Annotated in this window: 23 protein-coding genes; 11 read left to right on the top strand and 12 right to left on the bottom strand. The window is 72.7% G+C overall.

Translation table 11 applies throughout. The features are described 5' to 3' along the window. Positions 1 to 23: 23 nt before the first annotated feature. Positions 24 to 914: an aldo/keto reductase gene (locus ACFVYL_RS23250; RefSeq protein WP_389719113.1), complete on the top strand. Its 891-nt coding sequence runs from the start codon at positions 24 to 26 to the stop codon at positions 912 to 914. A 9-nt stretch (positions 915 to 923) separates the two neighbouring features. On the opposite strand, the gene ACFVYL_RS23255 is transcribed toward ACFVYL_RS23250, so the two are convergent. Continuing rightward, complete coding sequence (locus ACFVYL_RS23255; protein WP_389719114.1) at positions 924 to 1,748, bottom strand: endonuclease I family protein; 825 nt, start codon at positions 1,746 to 1,748, stop codon at positions 924 to 926. Positions 1,749 to 2,058: 310 nt separating this feature from the next. On the opposite strand from ACFVYL_RS23255, the gene ACFVYL_RS23260 reads away from it, so the two are divergent. From ACFVYL_RS23260 to ACFVYL_RS23270, 3 genes are all read left to right on the top strand, one after another. Next, on the top strand, positions 2,059 to 3,609 hold the full coding sequence (locus tag ACFVYL_RS23260; RefSeq protein WP_389719116.1) for a sodium:solute symporter: 1,551 nt from the start codon (positions 2,059 to 2,061) through the stop codon (positions 3,607 to 3,609). An 82-nt stretch (positions 3,610 to 3,691) separates the two neighbouring features. Beyond that, positions 3,692 to 4,285 (top strand): SigE family RNA polymerase sigma factor, encoded by a 594-nt coding sequence (locus ACFVYL_RS23265; RefSeq protein ID WP_389719117.1) that lies wholly within the window; start codon positions 3,692 to 3,694, stop codon positions 4,283 to 4,285. Beyond that, positions 4,282 to 4,566: a hypothetical protein gene (locus ACFVYL_RS23270; RefSeq protein WP_389719118.1), complete on the top strand. Its 285-nt coding sequence runs from the start codon at positions 4,282 to 4,284 to the stop codon at positions 4,564 to 4,566. The genes ACFVYL_RS23265 and ACFVYL_RS23270 overlap by 4 nt, the downstream gene beginning before the upstream one ends. A gap of 83 nt (positions 4,567 to 4,649) precedes the next feature. On the opposite strand, the gene ACFVYL_RS23275 is transcribed toward ACFVYL_RS23270, so the two are convergent. Beyond that, positions 4,650 to 6,560 carry a LuxR C-terminal-related transcriptional regulator gene (locus tag ACFVYL_RS23275; RefSeq protein ID WP_389719119.1) on the bottom strand — a complete coding sequence of 637 codons (1,911 nt, stop codon included), beginning with the start codon at positions 6,558 to 6,560 and terminating at the stop codon, positions 4,650 to 4,652. A 338-nt stretch (positions 6,561 to 6,898) separates the two neighbouring features. Here ACFVYL_RS23275 and ACFVYL_RS23280 point away from each other — a divergent pair, with 338 nt between their 5' ends. The 6 genes from ACFVYL_RS23280 (at position 6,899) to ACFVYL_RS23305 (ending at position 14,857) form a co-directional block, all read left to right on the top strand. Then, positions 6,899 to 8,353 carry an MFS transporter gene (locus ACFVYL_RS23280; protein WP_389719121.1) on the top strand — a complete coding sequence of 485 codons (1,455 nt, stop codon included), beginning with the start codon at positions 6,899 to 6,901 and terminating at the stop codon, positions 8,351 to 8,353. A 138-nt stretch (positions 8,354 to 8,491) separates the two neighbouring features. Next, positions 8,492 to 9,673, top strand: coding sequence for a 3-deoxy-7-phosphoheptulonate synthase (locus tag ACFVYL_RS23285; RefSeq protein WP_389719123.1), 1,182 nt, complete (start codon positions 8,492 to 8,494; stop codon positions 9,671 to 9,673). Between the two features lie 32 nt (positions 9,674 to 9,705). Beyond that, complete coding sequence (locus ACFVYL_RS23290; protein ID WP_389719125.1) at positions 9,706 to 10,476, top strand: 2,3-dihydro-2,3-dihydroxybenzoate dehydrogenase; 771 nt, start codon at positions 9,706 to 9,708, stop codon at positions 10,474 to 10,476. 50 nt (positions 10,477 to 10,526) lie between these two features. Beyond that, positions 10,527 to 11,150, top strand: a complete 624-nt coding sequence (locus ACFVYL_RS23295; RefSeq protein WP_389719127.1) for an isochorismatase family protein — start codon at positions 10,527 to 10,529, stop codon at positions 11,148 to 11,150. After that, positions 11,147 to 13,048, top strand: coding sequence for an anthranilate synthase family protein (locus ACFVYL_RS23300; RefSeq protein ID WP_389719128.1), 1,902 nt, complete (start codon positions 11,147 to 11,149; stop codon positions 13,046 to 13,048). Before ACFVYL_RS23295 ends, ACFVYL_RS23300 begins: the two co-directional genes overlap by 4 nt. Positions 13,049 to 13,159: 111 nt before the next feature. Then, positions 13,160 to 14,857, top strand: coding sequence for a class I adenylate-forming enzyme family protein (locus ACFVYL_RS23305; protein ID WP_389719130.1), 1,698 nt, complete (start codon positions 13,160 to 13,162; stop codon positions 14,855 to 14,857). Between the two features lie 7 nt (positions 14,858 to 14,864). On the opposite strand, the gene ACFVYL_RS23310 is transcribed toward ACFVYL_RS23305, so the two are convergent. The 8 genes from ACFVYL_RS23310 to ACFVYL_RS23345 form a co-directional block, all read right to left on the bottom strand. Next, positions 14,865 to 15,497, bottom strand: a complete 633-nt coding sequence (locus ACFVYL_RS23310) for a hypothetical protein (protein WP_389719131.1) — start codon at positions 15,495 to 15,497, stop codon at positions 14,865 to 14,867. Between the two features lie 66 nt (positions 15,498 to 15,563). Next, positions 15,564 to 16,457, bottom strand: a complete 894-nt coding sequence (locus ACFVYL_RS23315; protein WP_389719132.1) for a TIGR03619 family F420-dependent LLM class oxidoreductase — start codon at positions 16,455 to 16,457, stop codon at positions 15,564 to 15,566. 55 nt (positions 16,458 to 16,512) lie between these two features. After that, positions 16,513 to 17,118: a histidine phosphatase family protein gene (locus ACFVYL_RS23320; RefSeq protein WP_389719133.1), complete on the bottom strand. Its 606-nt coding sequence runs from the start codon at positions 17,116 to 17,118 to the stop codon at positions 16,513 to 16,515. Between the two features lie 146 nt (positions 17,119 to 17,264). Further along, positions 17,265 to 18,053 carry a hypothetical protein gene (locus ACFVYL_RS23325; RefSeq protein WP_389719134.1) on the bottom strand — a complete coding sequence of 263 codons (789 nt, stop codon included), beginning with the start codon at positions 18,051 to 18,053 and terminating at the stop codon, positions 17,265 to 17,267. Then, entirely contained in the window at positions 18,053 to 19,345 is a 1,293-nt protein-coding gene (locus ACFVYL_RS23330; RefSeq protein WP_389719135.1) for a VWA domain-containing protein, read from the bottom strand. The genes ACFVYL_RS23325 and ACFVYL_RS23330 overlap by 1 nt, the downstream gene beginning before the upstream one ends. A 102-nt stretch (positions 19,346 to 19,447) precedes the next feature. After that, entirely contained in the window at positions 19,448 to 20,674 is a 1,227-nt protein-coding gene (locus ACFVYL_RS23335; protein WP_389719253.1) for an FAD-dependent monooxygenase, read from the bottom strand. Positions 20,675 to 20,925: 251 nt separating this feature from the next. Then, the gene (locus tag ACFVYL_RS23340; RefSeq protein WP_389719136.1) at positions 20,926 to 21,216 is read right to left on the bottom strand and encodes a hypothetical protein; all 291 of its coding nucleotides are present in this window, start codon (positions 21,214 to 21,216) and stop codon (positions 20,926 to 20,928) included. A gap of 127 nt (positions 21,217 to 21,343) precedes the next feature. Next, on the bottom strand, positions 21,344 to 22,555 hold the full coding sequence (locus ACFVYL_RS23345; protein WP_389719137.1) for a pyridoxal phosphate-dependent aminotransferase: 1,212 nt from the start codon (positions 22,553 to 22,555) through the stop codon (positions 21,344 to 21,346). 84 nt (positions 22,556 to 22,639) lie between these two features. Here ACFVYL_RS23345 and ACFVYL_RS23350 point away from each other — a divergent pair, with 84 nt between their 5' ends. Then, the gene (locus ACFVYL_RS23350; protein ID WP_389719138.1) at positions 22,640 to 23,272 is read left to right on the top strand and encodes a winged helix-turn-helix transcriptional regulator; all 633 of its coding nucleotides are present in this window, start codon (positions 22,640 to 22,642) and stop codon (positions 23,270 to 23,272) included. A 27-nt stretch (positions 23,273 to 23,299) separates the two neighbouring features. On the opposite strand, the gene ACFVYL_RS23355 is transcribed toward ACFVYL_RS23350, so the two are convergent. Further along, positions 23,300 to 24,244 (bottom strand): aldo/keto reductase family oxidoreductase, encoded by a 945-nt coding sequence (locus ACFVYL_RS23355; RefSeq protein WP_389719139.1) that lies wholly within the window; start codon positions 24,242 to 24,244, stop codon positions 23,300 to 23,302. Between the two features lie 99 nt (positions 24,245 to 24,343). After that, a complete protein-coding gene (locus tag ACFVYL_RS23360; RefSeq protein WP_389719141.1) occupies positions 24,344 to 25,363 on the bottom strand; it encodes a phospholipase in 1,020 nt (339 codons plus the stop codon). Positions 25,364 to 25,470 lie beyond the last annotated feature (107 nt).

A 25,470-nucleotide genomic window follows, 5' to 3' on the forward strand; every position in this document is an offset into this window, starting at 1 on the left:
CGCGTACGTCGGAGGATCTGGCCATGGCGATCACCGACAGCACCACCAGGAACACGGGCGGCACCGCCGCCTCCGCCGGGCACTTCCGCATCGGCGGCGATCTCGCCGTCCACCGCATGGGATTCGGCGCGATGCGACTGCCCGCTGCGCACTGGGACGGGCCCGCGCACGACCCGGACCGGAGCATCGCGGTGCTGCGCCGCGCCGTCGAGCTCGGCGTGAACCACATCGACACCGCGGCCTTCTACTTCTTCGCGGACATCGCGGCCAACGACCTGATCCGCAGGGCCCTGCACCCCTACTCCGACGACCTGGTCATCGCCACCAAGGTCGGGCCCGGCCGCCGCCCGGACGGCAGCTGGATGGATCCCGCGGACCCGGCGGAGCTGCGCGCGGCCGTGCACCGGAACCTGCGCGAGCTGGGCCGTGACCACCTCGACCTGGTCTATCTCCGGTTCCTGCGGAGCGACGGCCCCGGTGAGGACCGCTTCGCCACGCTGGCCGCGCTGCGCGAGGAGGGGCTGATCCGGCACCTCGGCGTCAGCAACGCCACGCCGCAGCAGCTCGCCGAGGCCCAGGAGATCGCGCCGGTCGCCGCCGTGCAGAACAGGTTCAGCCCGCTGGCGCGCGAGCACGCGGAGCTGGTCGGGCTGTGCGAGCGGCAGGGCATCGCGTACGTCCCGTACTTTCCGTTCGGCGGCGCCGGAGCACCCGACCTGGAGGTGCTCCGGCGCGTCGCCGACCGGCACGGGGCCACGCCGGCCCAGCTCACGCTGGCGTGGCTGCTCGGTAGCTCCCCGGCGATGGTGGTGATCCCGGGTACGTCGTCCCCGGCCCATCTGGAGGAGAACGTGGCGGCGGCCGGGCTGCGGCTCGACGCCGACGATCTGGCCGAGCTCGCCGGTCTGGCCTAGTTCACGCGACTACCAGACCTCTTCCACCCACTCCGGGTGATCGATGAACGGGTTCCGGTTGTGCTGGAACTTGTCGAATATGACCTGGTTCCGGTTCTTCTCGAACGTGTCCGGCGGGTCCTCGTCGCTCCACTGCTTCAGGACGGAGAGGCGGCCGATGGCGGGCGCGCTGCCGTTGTCCACCTTGTCGTTGGGCTCAAGGTCGGGGAAGCCGCCCTCGCCGTCATACCGCACGGCCATGTAGAGGATCATCCGGGCCGCATCGCCCTTGACGGCGTCGCGGGGCTCGAAGGAGTCGCCGTCGGTGAGGTTGCCGGGGGCCCCGTCGACCGCGCTGCCGCCGTTGTCGAAGTCCTTGTCGCCGCGGATGCTGTTGACCGTGACGTCCTCGGGGCGCAGGTGGTGGACGTCGGTGCCGGGCCCCGTGGCCGTGCCGAAGTCGCCGTGGGACTTGGCCCAGACGTGCTCGCGGTTCCAGTCGCCCTGGTCGCCGCCGCTCGCGCTCTTGCTCCGTGAGGTGCCGCTGTAGAGCAGGATCACGTTCGCGCTGTTGGCGGGGTCCTCGTCGGTGGTCTTGAGCGCGTCCCAGACCTGGTCGTACGTGAGCTTGGTCTGCTCGCTGATGATCGTGTGCAGCGCGGACTTGAGCTCGGGGCCCGTCTTGCCGAGCGCGTCCTTGTAGTACGTGTCGTCGTACGTGGCGTGGCGGGCGGGTGTGGGGGAGGGTGCGGGGGAGGGCGTGGCCGTCGCGGTGGCCGGCAGGGTGATGCCGACGAGCACCGCGGCGGCGGTCAGGGCCAGTGGTTTCCAGCGGTGTACACGCGGGAGGGGCATGTGGGGGTGTGTCCTTTCCCGGAGGTCTCGCGCGTGCCGTGCGCCGGGCCGGGCGGCCAATCGGCGGGCGGTCTACGCGAGTTGACTAATCAACCATCGGGAGGGTGACACGGATGCGTGTACGACCGCGTGAACGAGATGGGGTGGTTGGGTGACGATGTCATGGACACGGTCACATGGGTGGAGTCCGGCCATTCACTTGCATTCCGTATTGCGGAAAGAACATTCCATAAGATAGTTGCGTGGGCCATGGAGTCGGTCTACCGTTCTGACCGTCCGCACGTGACGGGGAGAGGCGGTAGGGCGGCTGATGTCCAACAACGCTTCCTTTCTGGCCTTTTCCGCACTCGTGACCGCCGCGATCACCGCCGCGTGGGCCTTCGCGCGCCGCGCCGCCCCGTGCGAGCTCCCGCACCCGGCCGGCTGGGCGCTGGCCGGACGCGGGCTCGGTGCGGGCGGGGCGGCCGTGCTCCTCGGCGGCACCGTCTACACCGCCTACACGGTCACCGCCGCCCCCGGACTGGCCCGCGCCACCGGCGGGTTCGGCCTCTACGCGCTGACCTACACCCTGCTGCTCGCCCCCATGGCGCTCGTCTTCCTGCCCCGCATGCGGGAGCTCGCGGACCGCGGCGACCTCGTGACGACCGCGGACTTCGCGCGGGCCAGGCACGGTTCGCACGCCCTGGCCCTGGCGGTCGCCCTCACCGGCCTCCTCGCCGCCATGCCCTACCTCGCGCTGCAGGCGCTGGGCCTCGAAGCAGCCGTACGGGCCATGGGCATAAGCCCGCGCGGCCTCGCCGGAGTGCTCGTCCTCGTCGCGGTCTTCGTCGTGCTCACCGCCGCCCTCCTGCCGGGCGGGCTGCGGGCCTGCGCCGAACTGGCGCGCTACAAAGCGGTGTTGCTGGTCGCCCTGCTCGTCACGGCCCTCGTCCTCTCCGGCCGGCGGGCGGGCCCGCCCCGGCAGGTCTTCGCCGCCGCCGGTCGCGCTCTGGCGGACGAGCAGCTCGCTCTGTCGATGCCGCACGGGACGTACACCGCGTACATCACGCTCGCCGTCGGATCCGCCCTGGCGCAGCTGATGTATCCGCAGATGCTCCTCACCGTGCTCGCGGCCCGCAGCCCCGACGTCGTGCGCCGCGCCGTCCTCGCGCTGCCGCTGTGGACGCTCGCGCTCGGCCTCTTCAGCTACCTCGGCTTCGTGTCGCTCGCCGCCGGGATCAGGACCCCGCCGGGCCACGCGGAGCAGGCCGTCCCCCTCCTGCTCCAGGGGCTCGGGGCGCCCTGGCTCGGCGGACTCCTGCTCGGGGCGCTCGCGGTCGCGGCGCTGCTGCCCGCGGCGGTCATCGCCCTGGGGGCGGCGACCCTGGTGGCGCGCAACATCTACAGCGAGTACTTCAACCCCACGGCCACCCCGAAGCACGAGGTGCGCGTCGCCCGGTTCGCGGCGGTCGTGATCGCGGTGGGAGCGCTCGCCTTCGCGCTCGACCTGCACCCGCAGGACGCGGTCAACCTCCATCTCCTCGGCGGTGTATGGATCATCCAGACGGTGCCCGCGGTGGGCCTCTCGGCCTTCACCCGGTGGTTCCACCACCGGGCGCTGCTCGTGGGGTGGGCCGCGGGCATGGCCCTGGGGACGGCCCTGACCGTGAGCCGGGGGTTCTCCTCCGTGGTCGACGTCGGGGCCGGGACGCTCCATCTCCCGGTGTACGTCGCGCTCACGGCGCTCGTGGTCAATCTCGTCCTGGTCGTGGCGCTCACGCCGCTGCTCGACCGGGTGGGGGTGCGCAGGAGACGCGAGGTGGTCGCCGGGCGCGCCCCGGTGCCGCGCAGAGGCTCCCCGTTCGCCGTGCGCGTCGACTGACGCTGACACCGACTGGCCTGATCGCCGTACGGGACGGGACCCAAGGGCCGTACGGGACGGGATCGACGTAGAGGGAGGGTGTGTGAAGGAGACGAAGGGCGTGTATCCCGGTGTCGAGCTGCGGCGCGGCGCGAACGCGTCCGGCAGTGCCGAGGCGCAGGACGGCTTCGACCTGGAGCACGCCGACCGGGACGCCGCCATCGCCCATCTCTTCGCCGCGCACTATCAGGGCCTGCTGCGTCTCGCCTTCCTTCTGGGGGCGGACGGGGAGGCGGAGGACGTCGTGGCCGAGGCCTTCTACCAACTGCACCGAAAATGGGGGCGGTTGAGTACGCCGAAGGCCGCGCTCGGCTATCTCAGAGGGACGGTGTGCAATCTGGCGCGGATGCGGCTGCGTCACCTCAGGGTGGTACGGCGCCACGCGCAGCGTCACGTCGACGGCCTCGAACTCTCCGCCGAGCACCACGCCCTCCTGCGCGACGAACACCGGTCGGTGGTCCGCGCGCTCCGCTCCCTGCCCGTCCGCCAGCACCAGGTGCTCGTCCTGCGATACTGGCTCGACCTCAAGGAGTCCGAGATCGCCCGGACCATGGGCATCTCGACCGGAGCGGTGAAGTCGCACGCCTCCAGGGGGATGGCGAAGCTGAGCCGGGTCATGAAAGGGGGCGAGACGTGAACGTGGACACGTCCGCCGAGGACCGCCTGCGCTCCGCCCTCGCGGACGCCGCGGAGACCGTGCACGAAGCCCCCGACGCCTACCGTCGGGCCCAACGGCATTGGCAGCGGCTGGAGTTGAGGCGCCGGGCCGTCATGGTCTCGCTCGTCCTCGTCCTGGTCATCCTCGCCTGCGCGGCAGGGATCTGGGCCCTGTCCGGCGCCTCCCCGGCCGAGCACGTGGTCTTCGACGACCGGGGGCACGGCCGGGGGGTGCTCCGGCTCGCACCCGGGGCGCTGTGACGGGGAGCTCCGAGGGGGCGCAGCCGACGGGGAGCTCCGAGGGGGCAGCCGCACGGGGCATCGGCCCGTAGCTCTCAATGCGGTTACGGCTGCGGCAGCGGTGCCGGGAAGGTCCGGGCCAGTTCGACCCGTGAGCTCACGCCGAGCTTCCGGAAGATCTGGCGCAGGTGGTAGTTGACGGTGTGCGGCGAGCGCCCCACCTGCTTGGCCACCTGCTGGTTGGTCAGCCCGGTGGCCACCAGCTGGGCGATGCGCGACTCCGCCTCCGTGAGCGCGGTTGCCCGGGTGGCCCGTATTCCCGCCGTCGCGCCCGGCGGAGCCGATGACGTCCCCGCTCCCGCAGCCCCGCCCAGCTCCCGCAGCCGCGTCTCGACCCGCGTGGCATCCGCCCGCGCCCCGATGTCGGAGTACCGCTCCCAGGCGACCCGCAGGCAGTCCCTGCCCGTGCCGCCGTCCCCCGCCCGGCCGCCCGCCAGGTGCAGCATCCCCAGATCCTCGCTGGCCATGGCGGCGGCCCAGGGGTCGCCGTGCGTGCGGGCCGCGTGCTCCAGCGCCGTTGCGTCGCCGCGCAGCAGCCCCCGGGCGTGCTCGACGGTGGCGAGCAGGGACGGCTGCGCCGCGTTCCGTGCCGCGAGCCGTTCCACCTTCCGTACGACGGTGGCGGCCAGGGACGCGTGGCCGGCGGCCCGGGCGAGGCGGACCAGCTGCGCGGCCGCGCCGTGGTCCCGCAGGAACAGCGGGGGCCTGATCAGCGCGTCCTGCTGACCCGCGAGGAGTTTCCCGGCGCTCCGGGGGTCCGTCCCCGCGGTCGTCACGAGGAAGTCGACCCAGGCGTGCCGGAGGGAGGGGAACACGGCCTGCTCCGCGGCGAGTTCGACCCGCGCGCGCCGCACGTGCCCCGCCGCCTCGTCCACCGCGCCGCGTCGCAGCGCCGTCACCGCGAGCAGCGAAAGGCCCTGCGAGAGCGTCGTGGCGGCGCCGAGCCGGTCGGCCAGGGCGACCCCCACGGCCAGGTCGGTCTCGGCCTCCGTGATGCGTCCCGTGCCGAGCAGGAGCCGGCCGTGCTCGATCGTCGAGTCCGCGATCGCCTGCCGGTTGTCCTGCCGCTCCGCCTCCACGCGCATCCGGGCCAGCTCCGCCCGCCCCTCGCCGACGCGGCCGACCTGGATCAGCTTGACGGCCAGGGCGAGTTGGGGATACGGACGCCAGGCGGGCGGCAGTGATCCGTCCGTCATGCGCAGCGCCGCGCGCCCCCACAGGAGCCCGGTGTCCAGGCGGCCCGCTGCCCATTCGAGGTTGGAAAGGACCGTCGCCGCGACCACCGCTGCGGGGCCGCGGTCGTACCGGGCGAGGACGGACCGTGCCTGCTCCCGCTGCCCCCGCTCGTCGTCCAGGCACAGGCCGAGGATCTGGGCCGCCTCGTCCTCGTGGCCCGGCAGCGCCGCGTCGAGCGCCTCCCGCAGCAGGGCTCGCGTCCGTGCGGGCAGCGGGCGGGAGAGGCTCTCCTGGGCCAGGAGGAGGGAGGCCACGAGGGGCGGGGTGCCGGGTGGGGAGGGTGTCGCGGAGGTGGGCGCGGCCGGGGAGGGGGCTGTCGTGTCGGGCGTTGCGGGGGTGGGCGCTGCGGAGGTGGGGGGTGCGGCGGTGGGCGGTGCGGCGGGCGGTGCGATCACGACGCGCCGCAGCATCTCCCGCAGTGGAGCGGGGATGTCCGCGCTGAGCCTCTGACGTACGGCCGCGGACCGGAAGGCCAGCCGGTCCCCGTCGAACCGGATCAGGGAGGCGGCGACGGCTTCGTCGAGTGCGGGCAGCAGGGACAGGGTCGTCACCGAGAGCACCCGTGCCACGTCGTGCAGCACGAAGGTCTCGCCGACGAGGGCGGCGGCCCGTACGAACTGCCGTGCCGTTTCGGACAGTTCGCGGGGCCAGGCCTGTGCGGCGGCCTCCGTCCGCTCCGGGGTCCGCCCTCGTGTGCCGCATGTTTCGTTCTTGAACATGAAGTACCCATCAGCGTCGGCTGGTTGAGGCCGGAGGCCCGGGGGTCCCTCCCCCGGTTCCGGCAGTCCCTCTTGGTTGCCCGGCCCGGCGGTGCGGTTTACCTCGCGATACGGCCGGGCCGTGTGACGTGCGTCACGAGGGTGTGGGACTACTCGGTCGAGTAGGTGCTCCGGTGCCCGGCCTACCTCATCGAGTAGTTCCGCGGGCGAACGACGACCGATAGTTTCAAGCCGCCGGGAGGAAGATCGACTGGCGCTGTCAACCGATCCGGTTCGCCGGGCAACTTGATGTACGAACGGAACGGAACGCGTACAGGAAATTGTTCTAAGGAGCCACGTTGATCGACCATCTCTCCGTCGCCGGACGCGGCAGGAAGGCGAAGCCGTCGGCGCCCGGCGGCGGGCTTGTCGTCGGAGTGCTGCTTTCGGCGATGTTCATCGTCCAGTTCGACTTCTTCGTCGTCAATGTGGCCGCGCCCTCGCTGGAGAGCGACCTGCACGCGAGTGCGGGAATGCTCGAACTCGTCGTCGGCGGTTATGCGTTCGCCTTCGCCAGCGGAATGATCACGGGCGGCAGGCTCGGCGACATCTACGGACACCGCCGCCTCTTCGTCATCGGAATGGCCGCCTTCGGCATTTCCTCCCTGCTGTGCGGCATCACGGCCACCCCCGGGCAGCTCGTGGCGGCCCGGCTCGTGCAGGGCGCCGCGGGCGCCCTGATGGTCCCGCAGGTGCTCGCCGTGATCACCGCCCACTTCTCGGCCGCCGCCAGGCCGCGGGCCATCGCCGGGTACGGCATGGCCAGCGGACTCGGCTCCATCGCGGGCCAGGTCCTCGGCGGGGGGCTCCTTGAACTCCACCTGTTCGTGCCCGGCTGGCGGTTGATCTTCCTGATCAACGTGCCGGTCTGCGCGGTCGCCGCCGTCCTGGCCGCCCGCCACCTGCCCGGCCCCGTGCCGAGGCGGAACGTCGGACTCGACCCCGTCGGCGCGGTCGGCGTCAGCCTCGCCCTCGTACTCGTCCTGCTGCCGCTCTCGCTGGGCAGGACCGAGGGCTGGCCCCTCTGGTCGTGGATCTGCATGGGCGCGGCCGTGCCCGTGGCGGTCGCCACGCTGCTCTGGGAACGCGCGCTGACCCGCGGTTCGGGCAGCCCCGTGCTCGACCTGACCCTGTTCCGCAGCTCCTCCTTCAGCTCCGGGATGATCGCGGGCATCGCGTTCCAGCTCTACTTCGGCAGCTTCATGTTCACCCTCACCCTGCTGCTCCAGTCCGGGCTCGACCTCGGCCCGCTCGGCGCCGGTCTCGTCTTCGCGCCCATGGGCATCCTCTTCGCGGGGAGCTCGCTGCTCGGCCGCAGGCTCGCGGACCGGTTCGGTACGAGGGTCCTCATCGCCGGGAGCGCGGTGACGGCGTCCGGGCTGCTGCTCCTCGCGGTGCTGCTCCACACGTACGGGCAGGACATCGGCGTCCCCCTGGTCGTCGGGTGCCTCTGCCTGGTCGGCTTCGGCAACGGCCTCGTGCTGCCCGCGCTGATCGGCGCGGCCCTGGTCAAGGTGCGCCCGGAGAAGGCCGGAGCGGCCTCCGGAGTGCTCACCACCACGCAGCAGTTCGCGAGCTCGGCGGGTGTCGCCGTCGTCGGCGCGACCTTCTTCGGAATGCTCGGGGAAAAGCCCGGACCCGATGATTACGCCCGCGCGATGACGGGTTCCGCGCTGATCGACCTTGGGCTTGTCGTCGCCGTTTTCTGTATGTGCTGGATCATCAAGGGCATCGCTGAATCCGCGCGTTCCTGACGCATAGCGTTCCTGACGCATAGAGAGTTAATTCGCATAACCCGCCGTACTACCCCCATGCCTATTTCGCTTCCCTCAACCCTTGAATCCTTGAATCACTGCCCCTTATCCCGGCTCCACCGGTCAGAGGAGAGTCCATTGGACGACATATTGCTCGACGTCACAGGCGCGGGACCGGCACTGCAACAACCGCCGTGGGAGGACGCCGCGCAGGTGCTGCGGATACGGCAGGACCTGGCGGGCCGGCCCGCGCTGGTGCGGGCCGCGGACGTGCGTACGCTGCGGGCCCGGCTCGCCCGCGTCGCGGCCGGGGAAGCTCATGTGCTGCAAGCGGGTGACTGCGCGGAGGACCCGGACGAGTGCACCCCCTCCCACGTGGCCCGCAAGGCAGCTCTCCTCGACCTCCTCGCGGGCACGCTGAAACTGACCACCCACAAGCCCGTCCTGCGGGTCGGCCGCATGGCCGGTCAGTTCGCCAAGCCCCGCTCACGCCCGACCGAAATCCTCGACGGCGGCGAACTCCCCGTATTCCGGGGGCACATGGTCAACGGTCCCGAACCCGACGCCGAGAGCCGGCGCCCCGACCCGCTGCGCATCCTCACCAGCTACATGGCCGCGAGCGACGTCACGGACCACCTCGGCTGGCGCGGGGACGCGGCCGGGCGCACCGGCATCGACCCCGTCGTGTGGACCAGCCACGAAGCACTGCTCCTCGACTACGAGGTGCCGATGCTGCGCCGTGACGAGGAGGGCGGGCTGCTCCTGTCCTCGACCCACTGGCCGTGGATCGGCGAGCGGACCCGGCAGCTGGACGGCGCCCACGTCGCGCTGCTCGCCCGGGTGACCAACCCCGTGGCCTGCAAGGTCGGTCCGACCATGACGGCCGACGCGCTGCTCGCCCTCTGCGAGCGCCTCGACCCCGGGAGGGCGGCGGGCCGGCTCACGCTCATCGCCCGCATGGGCGCCGACGCCGCGGCCGACCGGCTTCCCTCCCTCGTGGCGGCCGTCCGCTCGGCCGGGCACCCGGCTGTCTGGCTCTGCGACCCGATGCACGGCAACACCGTCACGGGCCCCGACGGCCGCAAGACCCGTTTCGTGGACACGGTCGTACGCGAGGTGACGGCCTTTCAGCACGCGGTACGGGAAGCGGGGGGCACCGCGGGCGGCCTGCACCTGGAGACCACACCGGACGACGTGCACGAGTGCCTGGCCGACGACCGGACCGCCACCGACCGGACGGCCGCTCGGTACACCACCCTCTGCGACCCCCGGCTCAACCCCGCCCAGGCGATGACGGTGGTCGCCGCCTGGCAGCACTGACCCCCACACCGCAGCGAACCGAGGAGACCCCCATGGAGCACAAGATCGCCCTCGTCACCGGAGCCGCGGGCGGTATCGGCGCCGCCGTCGCACGGGCGCTGGGAGAGGACGGCACGGTCGTCGCGGCCGTCGACAAGGACGCCGGCCAGCTGGGCGAGACCGTCGAGAAGCTGACTGCGGACGGCCTCGCCGTCGAGGCGTTCCCCGCCGACGTCACGGACGGCGCCGCCGTACGCGAACTGGTCGACGCGGTCGAGCGGGACCTCGGACCCGTCGACCACCTCGTCAACGCCGCGGGCATCCTCCGGGAGGGCCCCGTGGCCGACTTCCGCGACGAGGACTGGCAGGCCACCTTCGCCGTCAACGTGACCGGCGTGTTCCAGGTCTCCCAGGCCGTCGTCGCCCGCATGGTGCCCCGCCGCCGCGGGGCGATCGTCACCGTGGCGTCCAACGCGGCCTCCACCCCGCGCGCCGGGATGGCCGCCTACGCCGCGTCGAAGGCCGCTGCCTCGATGTTCACGAAGTCGCTCGGCCTGGAGGTGGCCGCGCACGGAATCCGCAGCAACGTGGTGGCGCCCGGCTCGACCGACACCCCCATGCTCCGCTCGATGTGGCACGACGACTCGGGGCGCCGGGCGACGATCGAGGGCCGGCCGGAGGCGTACCGGCTGGGGATCCCGCTCGGCAGGATCGCGGGCCCCCGCGACGTCGCCGACGCCGTCGCCTTCCTGCTGTCCGGCCGGGCCGCCCACATCACGCTGCACGAACTCACCGTCGACGGCGGCGCGACCCTCGGCGCCTGAGGCGCGCGCGAAGCCCCCGTCCACCGCCCCACAAGAGCCGAGGAGTCTCCATGTCCGGCATACCGCCCATCGCGCCCTACCCCATGCCGACGGCGGGCGACCTGCCCGCCCGCGTCCCGCAGTGGACCGTCGACCCGCAGCGCGCGGTCCTGCTCATCCACGACATGCAGCGCTACTTCCTGCGGCCACTGCCCGAAGAACTGCGCGAGGAACTCGTACGCAATGTGACGCTGCTGCGCGACCGGGCGCGCGAGCAGGGCGTCCAGGTCGCCTACACGGCACAGCCCGGCGGCATGACCGAGGAACAACGGGGTCTGCTCAAGGACTTCTGGGGCCCCGGCATGCGCGTCGACCCGGCCGACCGCGAGGTCGTCGGACCCCTCGCCCCGGCCACCGGGGACTGGCTGCTCACCAAGTGGCGCTACAGCGCCTTCTTCCGCACCGATCTCCTGGCACGGATGCGCGCCGAAGGGCGCGACCAGCTCGTCGTGTGCGGTGTGTACGCGCACGTAGGGGTGCTGGTCACCGCCGTCGAGGCGTACAGCCACGACATCGAGACGTTCCTGGTGGCCGACGGCGTCGCCGACTTCTCGTCCGCGTTCCACCGGCAGGCCGTCGAGTACGCGGCCGCGAACTGCGCGGTGGTCACCACCGCCAAGGAGGTCCTGGCATGACTGGCATGACAGAACCGGACCCGCTGTCCCACGTCCTGGCGCCCCACCCGCCCCCCTTCGCCCTGCTGCACCGCCCCGAGCGGACGGGCCCGGAGGTCCTCGACCTGCTGCGCGGCGACGTCTCGTACCCCGCCTCGCTGCTCGACCTGCCCCTCTCCGAAGAGGAACCGGCTGCCGGGCCGCGCCACGAGACCCTCGCCGTCATCCCCTACCGGCAGCTCGCCGAGCGCGGGTTCACCTGCACCGACGACGGCTCGCCGCTCATCGCGCTGTCCGTCACCGACCAGCACACGGTGTCCTTCGCCGAGGTGCTCGCCCGGGTCCCTGACGTCGCGATCGAACTGTCCGACGGGCACTTCGACGTGGACGACGCGGCGTACGCCGAGACCGTACGGAAGATCATCGCCGATGAGATCGGCACGGGAGAGGGGGCCAACTTCGTCATCAAGCGCGCCTTCGTCGCGGACATCACCGACTACGGCACGCACAGCGCCCTCACGGTCTTCCGGCGCCTGTTGGAGCGGGAGTCCGGCGCGTACTGGACGTTCCTCGTCCACACCGGGGAGCGCACCTTCGTCGGCGCCTCGCCCGAACGCCACGTCAGCCTGCAGAGCGGCACGGCGGTGATGAACCCCATCAGCGGCACCTACCGCTTCCCGCCGTCCGGTCCCACCCTGACCGGCGCCATGGACTTCCTCGCCGACCGCAAGGAGGCCGACGAGCTCTACATGGTGGTGGACGAAGAGCTCAAGATGATGGCCAGGATCTGTGACGGGGGCGGCCGGGTGGTGGGCCCGTTCCTCAAGGAGATGACGCGGCTCGCCCACACCGAGTACTTCATCGAGGGCGAGACCACCAGGGACCCCCGCGAGATCCTGCGCGAGACGATGTTCGCCCCCACTGTCACGGGCAGTCCGCTGGAGAGCGCCTGCCGGGTCATCGGGCGGTACGAATCCGGGGGGCGCGGCTACTACAGCGGGATCGCGGCACTCATCGGCCGGGACGCGCGCGGGGAGCGCACGCTCGACTCGGCGATTCTGATCCGCACGGCCGACATCGACAGCGAGGGAAGGCTGCGGATCGGAGTGGGCGCCACCCTCGTGCGGCACTCCGACCCGGCGTCGGAGGCCGCGGAGACGCGTGCCAAGGCGGCCGGCCTCATCGGCGCGCTGAGCGGTGGCCGTCCGGGGAACCTTGGTGCCCACCCCGCCGTCCGAGCGGCACTGGAGCGGCGCAACGAGTCCATCGCCGACTTCTGGCTGGCCGAGGAGAGCGAACGCGGGCAGCGGGAGCCGCTGTTGGCGGGACGGCGGGTTCTCGTCGTGGACGCCGAGGACACCTTCACGGCGATGATCAGTCATCAACTACGGTCACTGGGCCTTGATGTGACGATCCGTCGATTCGACGAGCCGTACGCTTTCGACGGATACGACCTGGTGGTCATGGGGCCGGGGCCCGGCGATCCGCGCGCGAGCGCGCACCCGAAGATCGACCGTCTGCGCTCCGGGGTGCGGACCCTGCTCGCGGAGCGCAGGCCGTTCCTCGCGGTGTGCCTCAGTCACCAAGTGCTCGCCGCGGAACTCGGGTTCGGCCTCGTCCGTCGCGACGTCCCGAACCAGGGCGTGCAGCGGGAGATCGACCTCTTCGGCGCCACTGAGCGCGTCGGGTTCTACAACACGTTCGCCGCGCGGAGCCCCGCGGACGAGGTGGAGCGCCCCGCCGCCGGGTCCGTCCGGGTGAGCAGGGACCCGGCGACGGGTGAGATCCACGCACTGCGCGGGGAGCACTTCGCCTCCCTGCAGTTCCATCCCGAGTCGGTCCTCACCAAGGACGGGCCGCGCATCATGGGCGCGCTGCTCGGCGCGCTCCTCGCCGTTCCCCAGGCGGCCCCGGCCTGAACCGGCCTGAACCTCTGAGCCGGCCTGAACCCCTGATCCGGCCCGATCCGGTCGGAGGGGCCGCCGCACGCCTCCACCCACCCTGTTTCCCGATGAGGAGTTCCTGGCGCCATGCTGCTCCAACGCCTTGCCAACCGCGGTATCCGACTGGGCACGCTCTTCGAGCGAGCGGCCTCCCGGCACCCGACGAACGTGCTGATCCTCGACCACGACCTCGACATCGCGCCCGGTCTCGGCCGCCGGGCCACGATCGCCGAGGTCGCGGAACTCGTCGACGACTTCGCCGCCCGGCTGTGGGCCGCGGGGGTCCGCCCCGGCGAGCGCGTCGTCGTCCACAAGTCGGACAGCTTCGACATCACCCTGCTGGCCTGCGCCGTGGCGCGCACCGGCGCGGTGCCGGTGCTGCTTTCGCCCTCGCTGGACGGTGCGACCGTCACCGAACTGGTCACCAGGGCCGACCGGCCCTTCCTGGTCACCGACGAGGCCAAGCTCACCCAGGAGCTGCCCGCCGCCGTCTTCGACGCGGCCCGGCGGGTGCTGCTCACCTCCGGCACCCACGAGGGCGCCACGCCGCTGGCCGCGTTCGCCGGGGCGGAGCGCGTCGCCCCCGTCACCATGCCTCCCGAGCACCCGACGCTGATCACCCACACGTCGGGAACGACCGGCACTCCGAAGCTCGCCGTGCACACGGGACGCAGCCTGCAGGCCCGCTACCGGCCCCAGGCGTCGATCCTCGCGCCGATCGTGCGCAAGCGGGAGACAACGGCCCTGCACGTGTCGTTCGTGCACTCCCGGCTCTTCACCGCCCTGGCCATCTCCCTGCTCCGCGGCTTCCCCGTGCTCGTACTGGCCGATTCCGGACCGGAGCACGTCGCCGACCTCTTCGCCCGGTTGCGCCCGGGGATCCTGGAAGCCCACCCCAACTCGTTCATGGAGTGGGAGGAGCTGGCGGACGATCCGCGCCGGCCGCTGGCGAACGTCAAGCTGTTCAGCAGCACGTTCGACGCGATCCACCCGCGCACCGTGCACCGGCTCCTGCACGCGACGCGGCGCAGGGCCCCGCTCTTCGGGCAGCTCTACGGCCAGAGCGAGATCGGACCCGCTGTCGTACGGGCCTTCACCAGGCGGCGCACCCTGAGCGACGACGGCCGCTGTGTCGGCATGCCGTTCCCCGGCATGACCGACGCACGCGTCGTCAGCCGCGACGGCAACCCGCCCTCCGAGGAGAACCCCGGCTACATCGAGGTGCGCAGCGACGGCCGGATCGTGACCTACCTCGGCGAGCGGCAACGCTACGACCAGCAGGTCTCCGAAGGCGGCTGGTGGCGGATGGGCGACGTGGGCTACCGCACCAAGTGGGGCTGCATCCATCTCCTCGACCGCGAGGTCGATCTGATCGAAGGGTTCGGCAGCACGCTGGCCGCCGAGGACCACCTCATCGGCAGGCTCGGCCAGCTCGCCGAAGTCATCGTGGTGCGGGGCGCGGACGGCACGGCCGTACCCGTCGTGTGCACCAAGGGCGACGAGCCGCTCGACCTGGCCGCCTGGGACGCGGCCGCCGCGGCCCTCGCCCCCATGGCGCGGCCCGTCCAGTGGCGTCTGGAGGAGCTGCCGCAGACCGCCACCACGAAGATCAAGCGGCTTGAGCTCGCCAGGCTGCTGGCGTCGGGCAGCGGCCCCGCGGCCACGGAGGCCGGGCCAGCGGCCATGGGCGGCGGCTCCGCGGTCAAGGACGACGGTCGCGCGGCCACGGAGGCAGGCCCCGCGGCGACGGACGGCGGCGTCGGGACTCCGGAGCAGGCGGCGTGAGCCCCGCTCACGTCCGCCGCGGCGACGCGAGGACATAGCGCCCGCCGCCGCGCGGCTCGGTGTGCTCGCCGACCTGCCAGCCCGCCCGCTCCAGGGCGGCACCGCACTCCCGCAGCCCCTCCGGCGTCGGTTCCCGGACGGCGACGGCCTCCGGCTGTGGCGTCTCCACCACCCGGTACCCCTCGTCGCCGGGGCCCGCCGGGCGGCACCCGGCCGCCTCCAGGGCCAGCGCCGCCGCCTGCACGAGATGCGTACGCTCCCACGCGCAGGGGCGGTCCCTGGCCCCGTCGGCGTTGGTCATCCGGCGCAGTTCGACCAGGCCCTCCCAGGCGCTGCGCACCTCCCGCGCGCGGGCGGGGCCCTCTGTGCCGGGCGGCGCCGTCTCCGTGCCGGTGCGCGCCGCGAAGGCCCCGGAGGCCGCCGGGGGAGGCGGCTGCGGGGCGGCGGGGGCGGGGTCGCCCTCTTCCCGGACGCGATGCCCCGCGGGCGTCAGGAAACACGCGTGGGGCGGCCGGGGATGGCGGAAGGCCAGGCGCGCCCGCACCAGGCCCGTCAGCTGGGCCTCGCTGCCGGACAGGCGCCCGGTCTGCGGGTCCGCGGCCTCGATGATCCGTCGCTGTGCGGCTGTCGGAGGCTTCACCGCGCACGCACCCCTTCCCCGGCAGGTTCCTTCACCTGCCTCCGATGGTGCCCTGTGCCACTGACATCAGGCGGTCGGGGCCACCGACATCAGGAGTTCGAGGACCCGGCGGTCCTCGTCCGCGCCGGCCCGCTCCCCGGGGCTGCCGGGGTAGGTGTCCAGGAGCACGTCCGTGGCGCCGAGACCGGCCAGCGTCTCCAGGTCGCCGCGGATCTGGTCGAGGCTGCCGTGGCCGAGCGGCCGGTCCGCGGTGTCCGGTCGCTGCCCCAGCCGGATCTGCAGGCGCGGTACGAGGCCGGGCGCGGGGCGGCCCGCCGCGTCGGCCTCGGCCGTGATGCGGGGCAGCGCCGTGGCCAGCAGTTCCCGGCTCGGCATGAACGGGTGCCAGCCCTCGCCGAGGCGGGCCGCGCGGCGCTGCGCCGCGGGGGAGTTGCCGCCCACCCAGACGGGGAGGCAGGGGCTGGTCGCGGGGGCGGGCGCGGTGCGCACGCCGTCGTACGCGACGTACGTGCCGTGGAAGGACGTCGGGTCCTCGCGCCAGGCGGCGCGGATCGCGGTGAGGTACTCGTCGGTGATCGCGCCGCGCTCCCGGAACGGCACGCCGAGCACCTCGTACTCGGCGGCGGACCAGCCCACACCGGCGCCGAGGATGAAACCGGCCTCGTTGAGCCGGTCGATGTTGGCGGCCAGGCGCGCGGTCTGCAGGGGGTGCCGGTAGGGGATCACGGTGATGGTGGTGCCGAGCCGCAGCCCCGGCACGCGCCCCGCGAGGTGCGCGGCGAGCACGAACTGGTCGTAGAACGGCGCCGGATAGACCTCGTGGACGTCGGGGGTCACCGCGATGTGGTCGGAGATCATCGCGAACTCGCAGCCGAGCTCGCGGGCGTCGGTCGCCTGCCGCACGAGGGAGTCGGGGGTGGTGCCGGAGCCGAAGTTGAGGAGATTCACGCCGTATCGCATGAGCGCAGTCTTGATGATCATCATCGAGGCTGTCGAACGCGGGGGGCGTCGTGAATCAACTCACCAGCTGCGGGCGCAGGTTCCAGCTCGCCACCACGTGCCGCCGGTGCTCGGTGGAGAGCCGGCTCACCGTGCCGGTGGCGAGCAGGAACATCGAGCCGCCCGACGCGGGCAGGCCCAGGCGCCGGGCCGTCAGGACGCGCAGGAAGTGGCTGTGGGCGAAGAGGACGACACTGCCCTCGTTGTCGGCGAGCGCCGCGTCCACCTTGGCGAGCATGCGGTCGGCGCGCTCGCCCACCTGCTCCGGGCTCTCGCCGGGGTGCTCCGGCGGGCCGGGGGCGACGCCGTCCGTGAACAGGTACCAGTCGGGGCGGGTGCGGTGGATGTCGAAGGTCGTGATGCCCTCGTACGCCCCGTAGTCCCACTCGCTCAGGTCCGGGTCCACCCGCGCGTTCCCGAACCCGGCCAGCTCCGCGGTCTCCCGCGAGCGCTGCCGGGGGCTGGTGAACGCCGCCCCGATCCGGAACCTGCCGATGAGCGGGGCGAGCGAGCGGGCCTGCTCCCTGCCGTTGTCCGTCAGGGGGATGTCCGTCGAGCCCGTGTGCTGCCCCGTAAGGGACCACTCCGTCTCGCCGTGCCGGACGAGGAGCAGATCACCCATGGTCGCGCCGATCCTGTTCTTCCGGTGGTGGCGGAACCGACCGGCACCGCCACCACCGAGCCTGCCACGCCCGCCGGGCGGTCCGCCCGGCGGGACCCGGCAAGCGGGTCCCGCGGTGCGTGTGGCGGGACCCCGCGAGCGGATCCCTACATGCCCTGCGGCACCCGTGCCGGGCGGCCCGAGCCGCGCGTCAGGGCGTAGCCGCCGACGCCCGCGAGCGCCGCGAGGACACCGCCGGCCGCCGTCCAGAGCCAGCGCGAGGACCACCAGCCGCCCGACCAGCCGTCCTCCGGTTCCACGGCGGCCGCGGTCCGCTGCTTGTCCGAACCCGCGCCCGGCACCAGCGGCTCACCGAGCGTGCCGTCCACCGCCTGCGCGCCGCCCGCGTCGGTCGCGGTGACCTTCGCCTCGGCCCGCACCGGCAGACCCAGGTCGTCCGCCTTGAGGCCGGTGACCGTGAGCCGCGCGTAGTAGGTGCCCGGCAGCGGATCGTCGGCCCACTCCTCGGACCAGGCCCTGACGGTGCGCAGCGTGCACGAGAGCGACACCGACGCGGCGTCCTGCGCGGCCGTCTTCGCCGGGGTGCCGAGGCGGCAGGCCTGGCGGCGCCGCAGCCCGTCGTACACGTCGACCCGCCAGGTCGACGCGGCGTGCCGGGCGGCGGCGTCGGGGAGCTTCACCGTCGCGTGCACGGTGGCGCGCTGCCCGGTGTCCACGGGGAACGCCCAGTACAGGTAGTCGCCCGTGGACGCCTCCGCCGAGGCCTCCTGGTCGATGCGGAGCGCGGTCGCGGTACGGAAGGACGTACCCGCCTCCGTGACCTTCTCTGCGGGCTCGTCGTCATCGGCCGCCGCGACTCCCGCGGCGCCCGTCAGGGCCAGCAGGGCGGCGCCGGTCACCGCGGCGAAGCGCCGCACCACACGTGTCGTACGCATCAGTTGGTCCTCCAGACCGCGAAGCGCCAGCGCGAGACCCAGCCCCAGACCAGACCGGCGAGGAAGCCGACCACGACGAGCAGACCGAGCAGCCACCAGCCGTGGCCCAGCCCGAAGAAGGCGACGTCCGACGCCTCGTCGGGGGAGTCGACCAGGTCGACGGCGAGCTCGACCGGCAGGCCGGGTGCCGTCTTCACGGACGCGGGGGCGGAGAACGAGTTGCTGACGCGCAGGCACACGGTGTCGGCTGTGTTCTCGTCTTCCTCGTCGTCCGCCTCCGGCGTCGGATGGCGCAGGCCGGTCGAGATCACGTCGGTGCGCCCGTCGCCGGACTCCTGGCCGCGCACGAGCTCACGGCCCTGCGGTGTCTCGGCGCGCAGCAGCACGCCGTAGTCCTGGTTGACCGCCCGGTCCGCGGACACGCTCACCGAGGCGCGCAGCTCCTTGCCCGCCGGGACGTTCACGCGGTACCAGCGGTGCTCGCCGAACTTCTCGCGGTCGGTGTAGAGACCCGACTTCAGCTCGGGGGCGCCGGTGCACTGCGCGGCGCCCTTCGCCTCGACGGGCGTGACGACCGGGTCGGCCGCGCGGTCCACCAACTGCTTGACGCGGCCGGAGAGTTCATCGGTGTGCCGGACCGACGTGTACGTCCCGCCGGTGGCCTCCGCGATGCAGCTCAACTGGTCGCGGGTCTTGGCGTCGGGCACCAGGCCCAGCGTGTCGATGGTGAGGTGGATGCCCTTGGCGGAGATGTCGCGGGCGACCACGCACGGGTCGAGCGGCTGACAGGTGTCCTCGCCGTCGGAGATCAGCACGATGCGGCGGCTGCGCTCGGCGGTGTCGTCCGTCAGGTCGCCGGCGGCCTTGAGCAGCGTCGGGCCGATCGGGGTCCAGCCGGTCGGCGCGAGCGTCGCCACGGCGGTCTTCGCGTCGGTGCGGCCCGCCTTGTCGAGCCGCTCCACGGGGTAGAGCAGCTCGGTGTCCTTGCAGCCCGTCCTGCGGTCGTCGCCGCGGTAGTTGGCGCCCAGGGTGCGGATGCCGAGCGCGACCTCGTCCGGAGTCGCGTCCAGGACCTCGTTGAAGGCCTGCTTCGCGGCGGCCATCCGGGACTTGCCGTCGATGTCGCGGGCCCGCATGGAGCCGCTGACGTCGAGGACCAGCTCGACCTTGGGGGAGGGCTGTGCCGGTTCGTCGCCGTCGGCGGCCGCCGCGGGGCCTGCCGTGACGAGCCCGGCGGTCAGGGCAGCGAGCAGGGCGATGGCCCAGGCCGCCGGCCGTTGTCTTGTGATCATCGCCGGATACTATTGATCTCGGGCGCGCATCCCCAAAACGAGGCAGGAACGGCACGCACAGCCACCGCCTGACCACACGTCACGCCGCCGCGTGCGGGTGTGTCAGCGCTTCAGCTCCCGGCCGCCGAACGCCCCGGAGCCGTCCGCCTGCTTCCACCACGTCTCCATCGTGGCCTGGTCCATGGCACGCCAGTCCGGGGTCTCCTGGACGAGGGCCGCGCCGAGCCGCCACCCCAGATCCACCATCGAACGGCCCGAGGCGGTCCGGTCGGCGTCGTACGCGTCCAGGGCGTCCGCCCAGCTGTCGGCCGCGGTGAGGGCGGACTCCAGGACCGTGGCGTCCTGCAGCGCCTTGACGGCGCCCGCGCCGGTGTGCGGCCGGGCCACCGCGGCCGCGTCGCCGACCAGCAGGACGCGGTCGGCGGTGCAGCGGGGCGCGGTGAAGTCGTACATGGGCTGCAGGAACAGCTCGGCGGGCGCCGTCTCGCGCAGCAGCGCGCCCCAGTACGGCGGCAGCAGTTCGTCGGCGACGTACGCGAGGTGCGCGGCGAGCGCCTCGGTGAGGCCGCCGGGCGGCAGGCTCGTGGGACCGGTGAGCCGCAGGTCGAGGCCGAGCCCGAGGTCGAGGTCCGGGGGAGGGGCGGTGTACAGGACCCAGTTGACGCGGTGGCCGCCCGCGCCGTCCGGGATGCGGTAGATAATGACGTGACCGCCGGGGAAGACCGCGTAGACGCAGTCGTCATCGGCCCACCGCTCCGGATCGGCGAGGCGGGCCTCGGGGAACGCGCCGCGCCAGGCGAGATAGCCCGCGTACTCCGGGCGGACGTCCCCGAAGCGGGCCGCGCGGACCGCCGAGCGGTAGCCGTCGGCGCCGATGACGAGGTCGTGGTGGGTGCTCCCCGCGTCGGTGGTCACCTCGACGCCTCCGCCGCCGGGACGCACCGCCCGTACCGTGGCGCCCGTGCGGAACTCCACGTCCTGCGGCATGCGGCCGCGCAACTCCCGCCAGAGCGGGCCCCAGTTGTACGTACGGAAGGGGAACGGCAGCACGGCGATCTCCCGCCCCACGGGCGAGGGTGCCGCGTCGTCCCGCACGTACCAGCGCCGCCGCACGAGCTGCACCCAGGGCATGCCCGCGTCCATGTACCCGGCGGACTCCAGCTCCGCGTAACGGGAGTCGTGCACGGCGAGCCCCACGCCGCGGTCGGCCAGGCCGCCCCCGGCGCGCTCGTACACCGTGATCTCGTCCGCGCCACCGCGGTGCGCGGCCAGCGCCGCGGCACACCCGGCGATGCTGCCGCCCACGACGGCGACGTTGCCTCCACGCATCATGTGGTCATCCTGACAGGCCTTGTGACCGCCTGTCAGAGCCTGTCTTTGAACCCCCGTCGTCCGCGCGAAGCGTGGGCGCAGCGGCGGATTGGGGCCTCCCCTGCTCGAGCGGAGCCGAGAGCTTGGGGAAGCGTGCGATCGGTGTGCGGAGCCTCAGGTCATGTGGCGGAGCCACCTGTCCTGGGGCTCCGTGCGCCGAGCGTGCGTGCCGGGCGTCGGGGCGCAGGCGGGGGTTCAAAGACAGGCTCTCAGCGCAGCGAGACACCGCGCCCGGCGAAGAACGGCTCGAACCCGTCGGCGGGCAGCGTGGCGGTACGGGTGGGTGCGTCGATGCCCGACGGGTTGTGGAAGTGCAGCAGCCCTTCGGGCGTGCGCCGGGTGAGCAGGACCAGGTGGCCGCCCCTGCCCGGCGAGGGCCGGTGCGGGCGGCGGATCTCGAAGTGCACCGAGGCGATGACCTGCCGCCCCTCGTCGAGGAGCGCGCCGATCTCCTCGACGGTCAGGTGGCGGTGGACCTCGGCGTCGAGGCGAGTCGCCATTCGGCAGCAGGTGGAGGCGCCCAGGTGACCGCTCTGCGCGCCGCTGGGGTGATGCCGTTCGAAGCCCTCGGGCCGTCCGTGGCTGGTCGCGCAGTTCCCCGCGCCCCTTACGGGGCGCCGGGGCGCCCTACTGACGATAGCTGCTGAGGAAGCGGCCGATGCGGCTGATCGCCGCGTCCAGGTCGTCCGCGTGGGGGAGCGTGAGGATGCGGAAGTGGTCGGGGCGGGGCCAGTTGAAGCCGGTGCCCTGGACGACCTGGATCTTCTCCTGGAGGAGGAGGTCGAGCACGAACTTCTCGTCGTCGTGGATCGGGTGGACCTTCGGGTCCAGGCGCGGGAACGCGTACAGGGCGCCCTTCGGCTTCACACAGGAGACGCCGGGGATCTCGTTCAGCTTCTCCCAGGCCATGTCGCGCTGCTCGTGCAACCGCCCGCCCGGCGCGGTCAGTTCGTGGATCGACTGGCGCCCGCCGAGCGCGGCCTGGATGGCGTACTGCGCGGGGGCGTTGGGGCACAGCCGCATGGAGGCGAGCATCGTCAGCCCCTCCAGGTAGTTCCTGGCGTGCTGCTGGGGGCCGGTGACGACCAGCCAGCCGGACCGGAATCCGGCCACCCGATACGTCTTCGACAGGCCGCAGAAGGTGAGGACGACGAGGTCGGGGGCGAGGGCGGCGACGCTGTGGTGCACCGCGTCGTCGTAGAGGATCCGGTCGTAGATCTCGTCGGCGAAGACCATCAGGCCGTGCCGGCGCGCCAGGTCGAGGACGCCCTCCAGGATCTCCTTCGGATAGACCGCGCCCGTGGGGTTGTTGGGGTTGATGATCACGACGGCCTTGGTGCGGTCGGTGATCTTCGAGGCCATGTCGTCGAGGTCGGGGTACCAGTCGGCGGACTCGTCGCACACGTAGTGGACGGCCTTGCCTCCGGAGAGGGTCGTCACCGCCGTCCACAGGGGGAAGTCGGGGGCCGGGATGAGGACTTCGTCGCCGTCCTCCAGGAGGGCCTGTACGGCCATGGTGACGAGCTCGGACACGCCGTTGCCGAGAAAGACGTCGTCCACGGAGACGTCGGTCAGGCCGAGCGCCTGGTAGCGCTGGGCGACGGCGCGACGGGCGGAGAGGACGCCGCGCGAGTCCGTGTAGCCGTGCGCGTCGGGGAGCATCCGGATCATGTCCTGGACGATCTCCTCGGGCGCCTCGAAGCCGAAGAGCGCGGGGTTGCCGGTGTTGAGGCGAAGGACGCTGTGGCCCGCCTCCTCAAGGGCGTTGGCGTGCTCGATGACGGGGCCCCGGATCTCGTAACAGACCTCGCTGAGCTTGCTCGACTGCCGGAACTCCATGCGGTGCGCCTCCCGTGACGTGTGTTACTTGGTTTTACCAAGTCACCGCTTGGAAAGTCCAACAACTTGCATAGACTATGCCGCATGCCACCTCGCCGAAGCTACGACCAGTACTGCGCGGCAGCCCGGACCCTTGACGCCGTGGGCGACCGCTGGACCCTGCTGATCGTCAGGGAACTGCTGGTCGGCCCCCGCCGCTACACCGACCTCCACGCCGATCTGCCGGGCGTCAGCACCGACGTGCTCGCCTCGCGCCTGAAGGACATGGAGCAGCGGGGCCTGGCGACGCGCCGCAAGCTGCCCCCGCCCTCGGCGGCGTACGTCTACGAACTCACCGGCAGGGGCCGCGAGTTGCTGCCGGTCCTTGAGGCCCTCGCCGCCTGGGGCGCGCCCGCCCTCGACGAGCGCGCGCCGACGGACGCGGTGCGCGCGCACTGGTTCGCGCTGCCGCTGCTGCGGCATCTTGCGACGTCCGGGGCCGAGGGAGTGGTGGAGGTGCGGCTCGCCGAGGGCCCCTTCCACGTACGGCTCGCGGGCGGCGCCCGGACCTACGGCGACGGGCCCGCGCCCGAGGGGGCCGACGCCCGCGTCACCCTGGACGCCGGCACCTGCCTGGCGGTGAGCCGCGGCGAACTCACCGTCGGGCAGGGCGCGCGGGAGGGCAGGATCGAGATCACCGGCGATTCGGTGCTCGCCAAGGCGCTGCGCGAGACGTGACGCGGCAGGTGCCCACAGGGCAGGCTCTTACGGCAGGGGTACGCCGCGGGCGGTGACCCACAGCTCGTACCACTCCTCGTGGGTGAGCTCCGGCTCGCGTGTGACGGCGTCGCGGCAGGCGAGGATGCGCTCGGGCCTGCTGGTGCCGATGACCGGAGCGATCTCGGCCGGATGGCGCTGGAGCCACCACAGCAGGATCGTCTCCGGCGTCGTCCGCTTGCGCTCGGCGAGCGCGGCGACGAGCCGTGCCGCCGGTGAGTCGGCGGCGCCCGTGAAGCGGCCCTGGGCCAGGGGGCCCCAGGCCTGGAGCCGGATGCCCCGGGCCACGCAGTACTCGACCGTCCCGTGCGGGAAGCCGTTCGTGGTCGCGTCCCGTGTGTTCAGCACGGCCCCCGCCTCGACCCAGTCCCTGCTGCCGAGGCTCATCTCCAACTGGTTGGCAGACAGCGGGAGTTCGAGATGCTCCTGCAGTGCGTCCATCTGTGCGGCGCTCATGTTCGACACGCCGAAGCGGCGCACGAGGCCCTGCCGGTGCAGGGACGTGAGCGCCTCCGCGATCTCCGCGGGAGCGGCCAGCGGGTCGGGCCGGTGCAGGAGGAGCACGTCGATCACGTCGGTACGGAGCCGGGTGAGGCTCTCCTCGACGCGCCGGACGATGCTCGGTCCCCGCAGGTCGTACATGCCCGGCAGGCCGTCCTCGGCCTGCCGGATGCCGCACTTGGTCTGCAGGACGATGCGGCTCCGGAGATCGGGCGCCCGGGCGAGCAGCTCGCCGAAGACCGCCTCGGCCTTGCCGCGCCGGTAGATGTCGGCGTGGTCGAACGCCGTGATGCCGATGGCGAGGGCCGCCTCGACGGCGGCCTCCGCGTGAGCGATGTCCGACGCGGTGTACGGCACGGTGTCCCACGTGCCGCCGAGCCCCATGCATCCGTACAGCGGCTGCCCGGCGGGCATGTCGAGCTGTGCAGTCATGTCTCTCCCTCCGTGGTGAACCCCGTCATCGGTGAACCCCGTCATCGGTGAGCCCCGTCATCCTCGCGCAGGACCACGCCGCCGGACCACGCCGGTCGATCAGCTTCCGAAGGGGACGTCCTGCGTCGTGGCCATACGGCGCGTGTCGTCGTGGGACCGGACGAAGTCCTGGATGTGGCTCAGTGCCTGCCGCGCGGACGACTCGTCCGTGCCGCAGCCGCCGGTGCCGGAGACGCCGTCGGGGTAGCAGGAGGCCCTGTGCCCGTAGATCAGTCCGTCGGCGTCGCCGCCCGACTCCTCAAGGAGGCGGTCGGTCGCCTCGCGGTCGCCCGCCGCGGTCGTCCAGCCGAAGGTGCGCGCCAGTTCGCCGCGGTCGCGTGCCTGCGAGCCGAGGCGCACCTGGTCCCGCACCTTTGCCAGGACGGTCGGCAGGTTCAGGTTGAACAGGCCCTTGTCCATGACCCGTTGGTTGTGGGCGATGGCGCCGCCGGACTCCTCGTACTGGCGCAGGACGTCTTCGGTGTCCCCGCTGATGTCGACGCCCTCGCGGTCCGTGAGGCCGCCGCTGACGTCCTTCCAGCCCGCCCCGCCCGCGGTGCCGTAGAACCCGTACAGGACCCGGACCCCGGCGCTCTCCAGCTTGGTGCGGGCCAGGTCGCGCAGGGCCGCGACCGAGCAGTGGCGCCACTTCGCGTCGCCGCTGTCGCAGTAGTCGGGGTTCTTGATGTCCAGCCAGACGAAGCCGATGTTCTTGCCCGCCCTGCGCTGCTCCGCGATCCGGTCGAACATCTCCGCCATGGTGTTCCCGCCGCTCGTGGGCAGCCCGTCGTGATCGGCCCACCAGCCCTTCTTCCAGGCGGTGGCGTCGATCTCCATCGCGTTGGCCCCGTGCTCGAGCGCCTTGTCGACGCCGCCGACGGTCAGGACCCGGTGCGCGATGGCCCAGACGGGCCGCTTGCCCTGCTCCTGGGCACCGGACGCGGCGGCGTCGTGGGCGGTGGCCTCATGGGCGGTGGCGGCGAGGGCGGAGGGGCCGGCGAGCCCCACCACCAAGGCGCCGCACGCGGCGGTCAGCGTCGCGGCCCGGGCGGTCGAGCGGGTGCGGGCACGAAGTATCACGGTTGTCTCTCCATCCGTTCCTGTGCGCTCCGTCCGGGCGCGGCAGCACGAGGAGGCGGCACCGCGGGAGGAGGCGCGCCGGACCCCTGGTCCCGGGATCCGGCTCA

It is taken from the genome of Streptomyces sp. NPDC058308 (genome assembly GCF_042880275.1).
Lineage (GTDB): Bacteria > Actinomycetota > Actinomycetes > Streptomycetales > Streptomycetaceae > Streptomyces.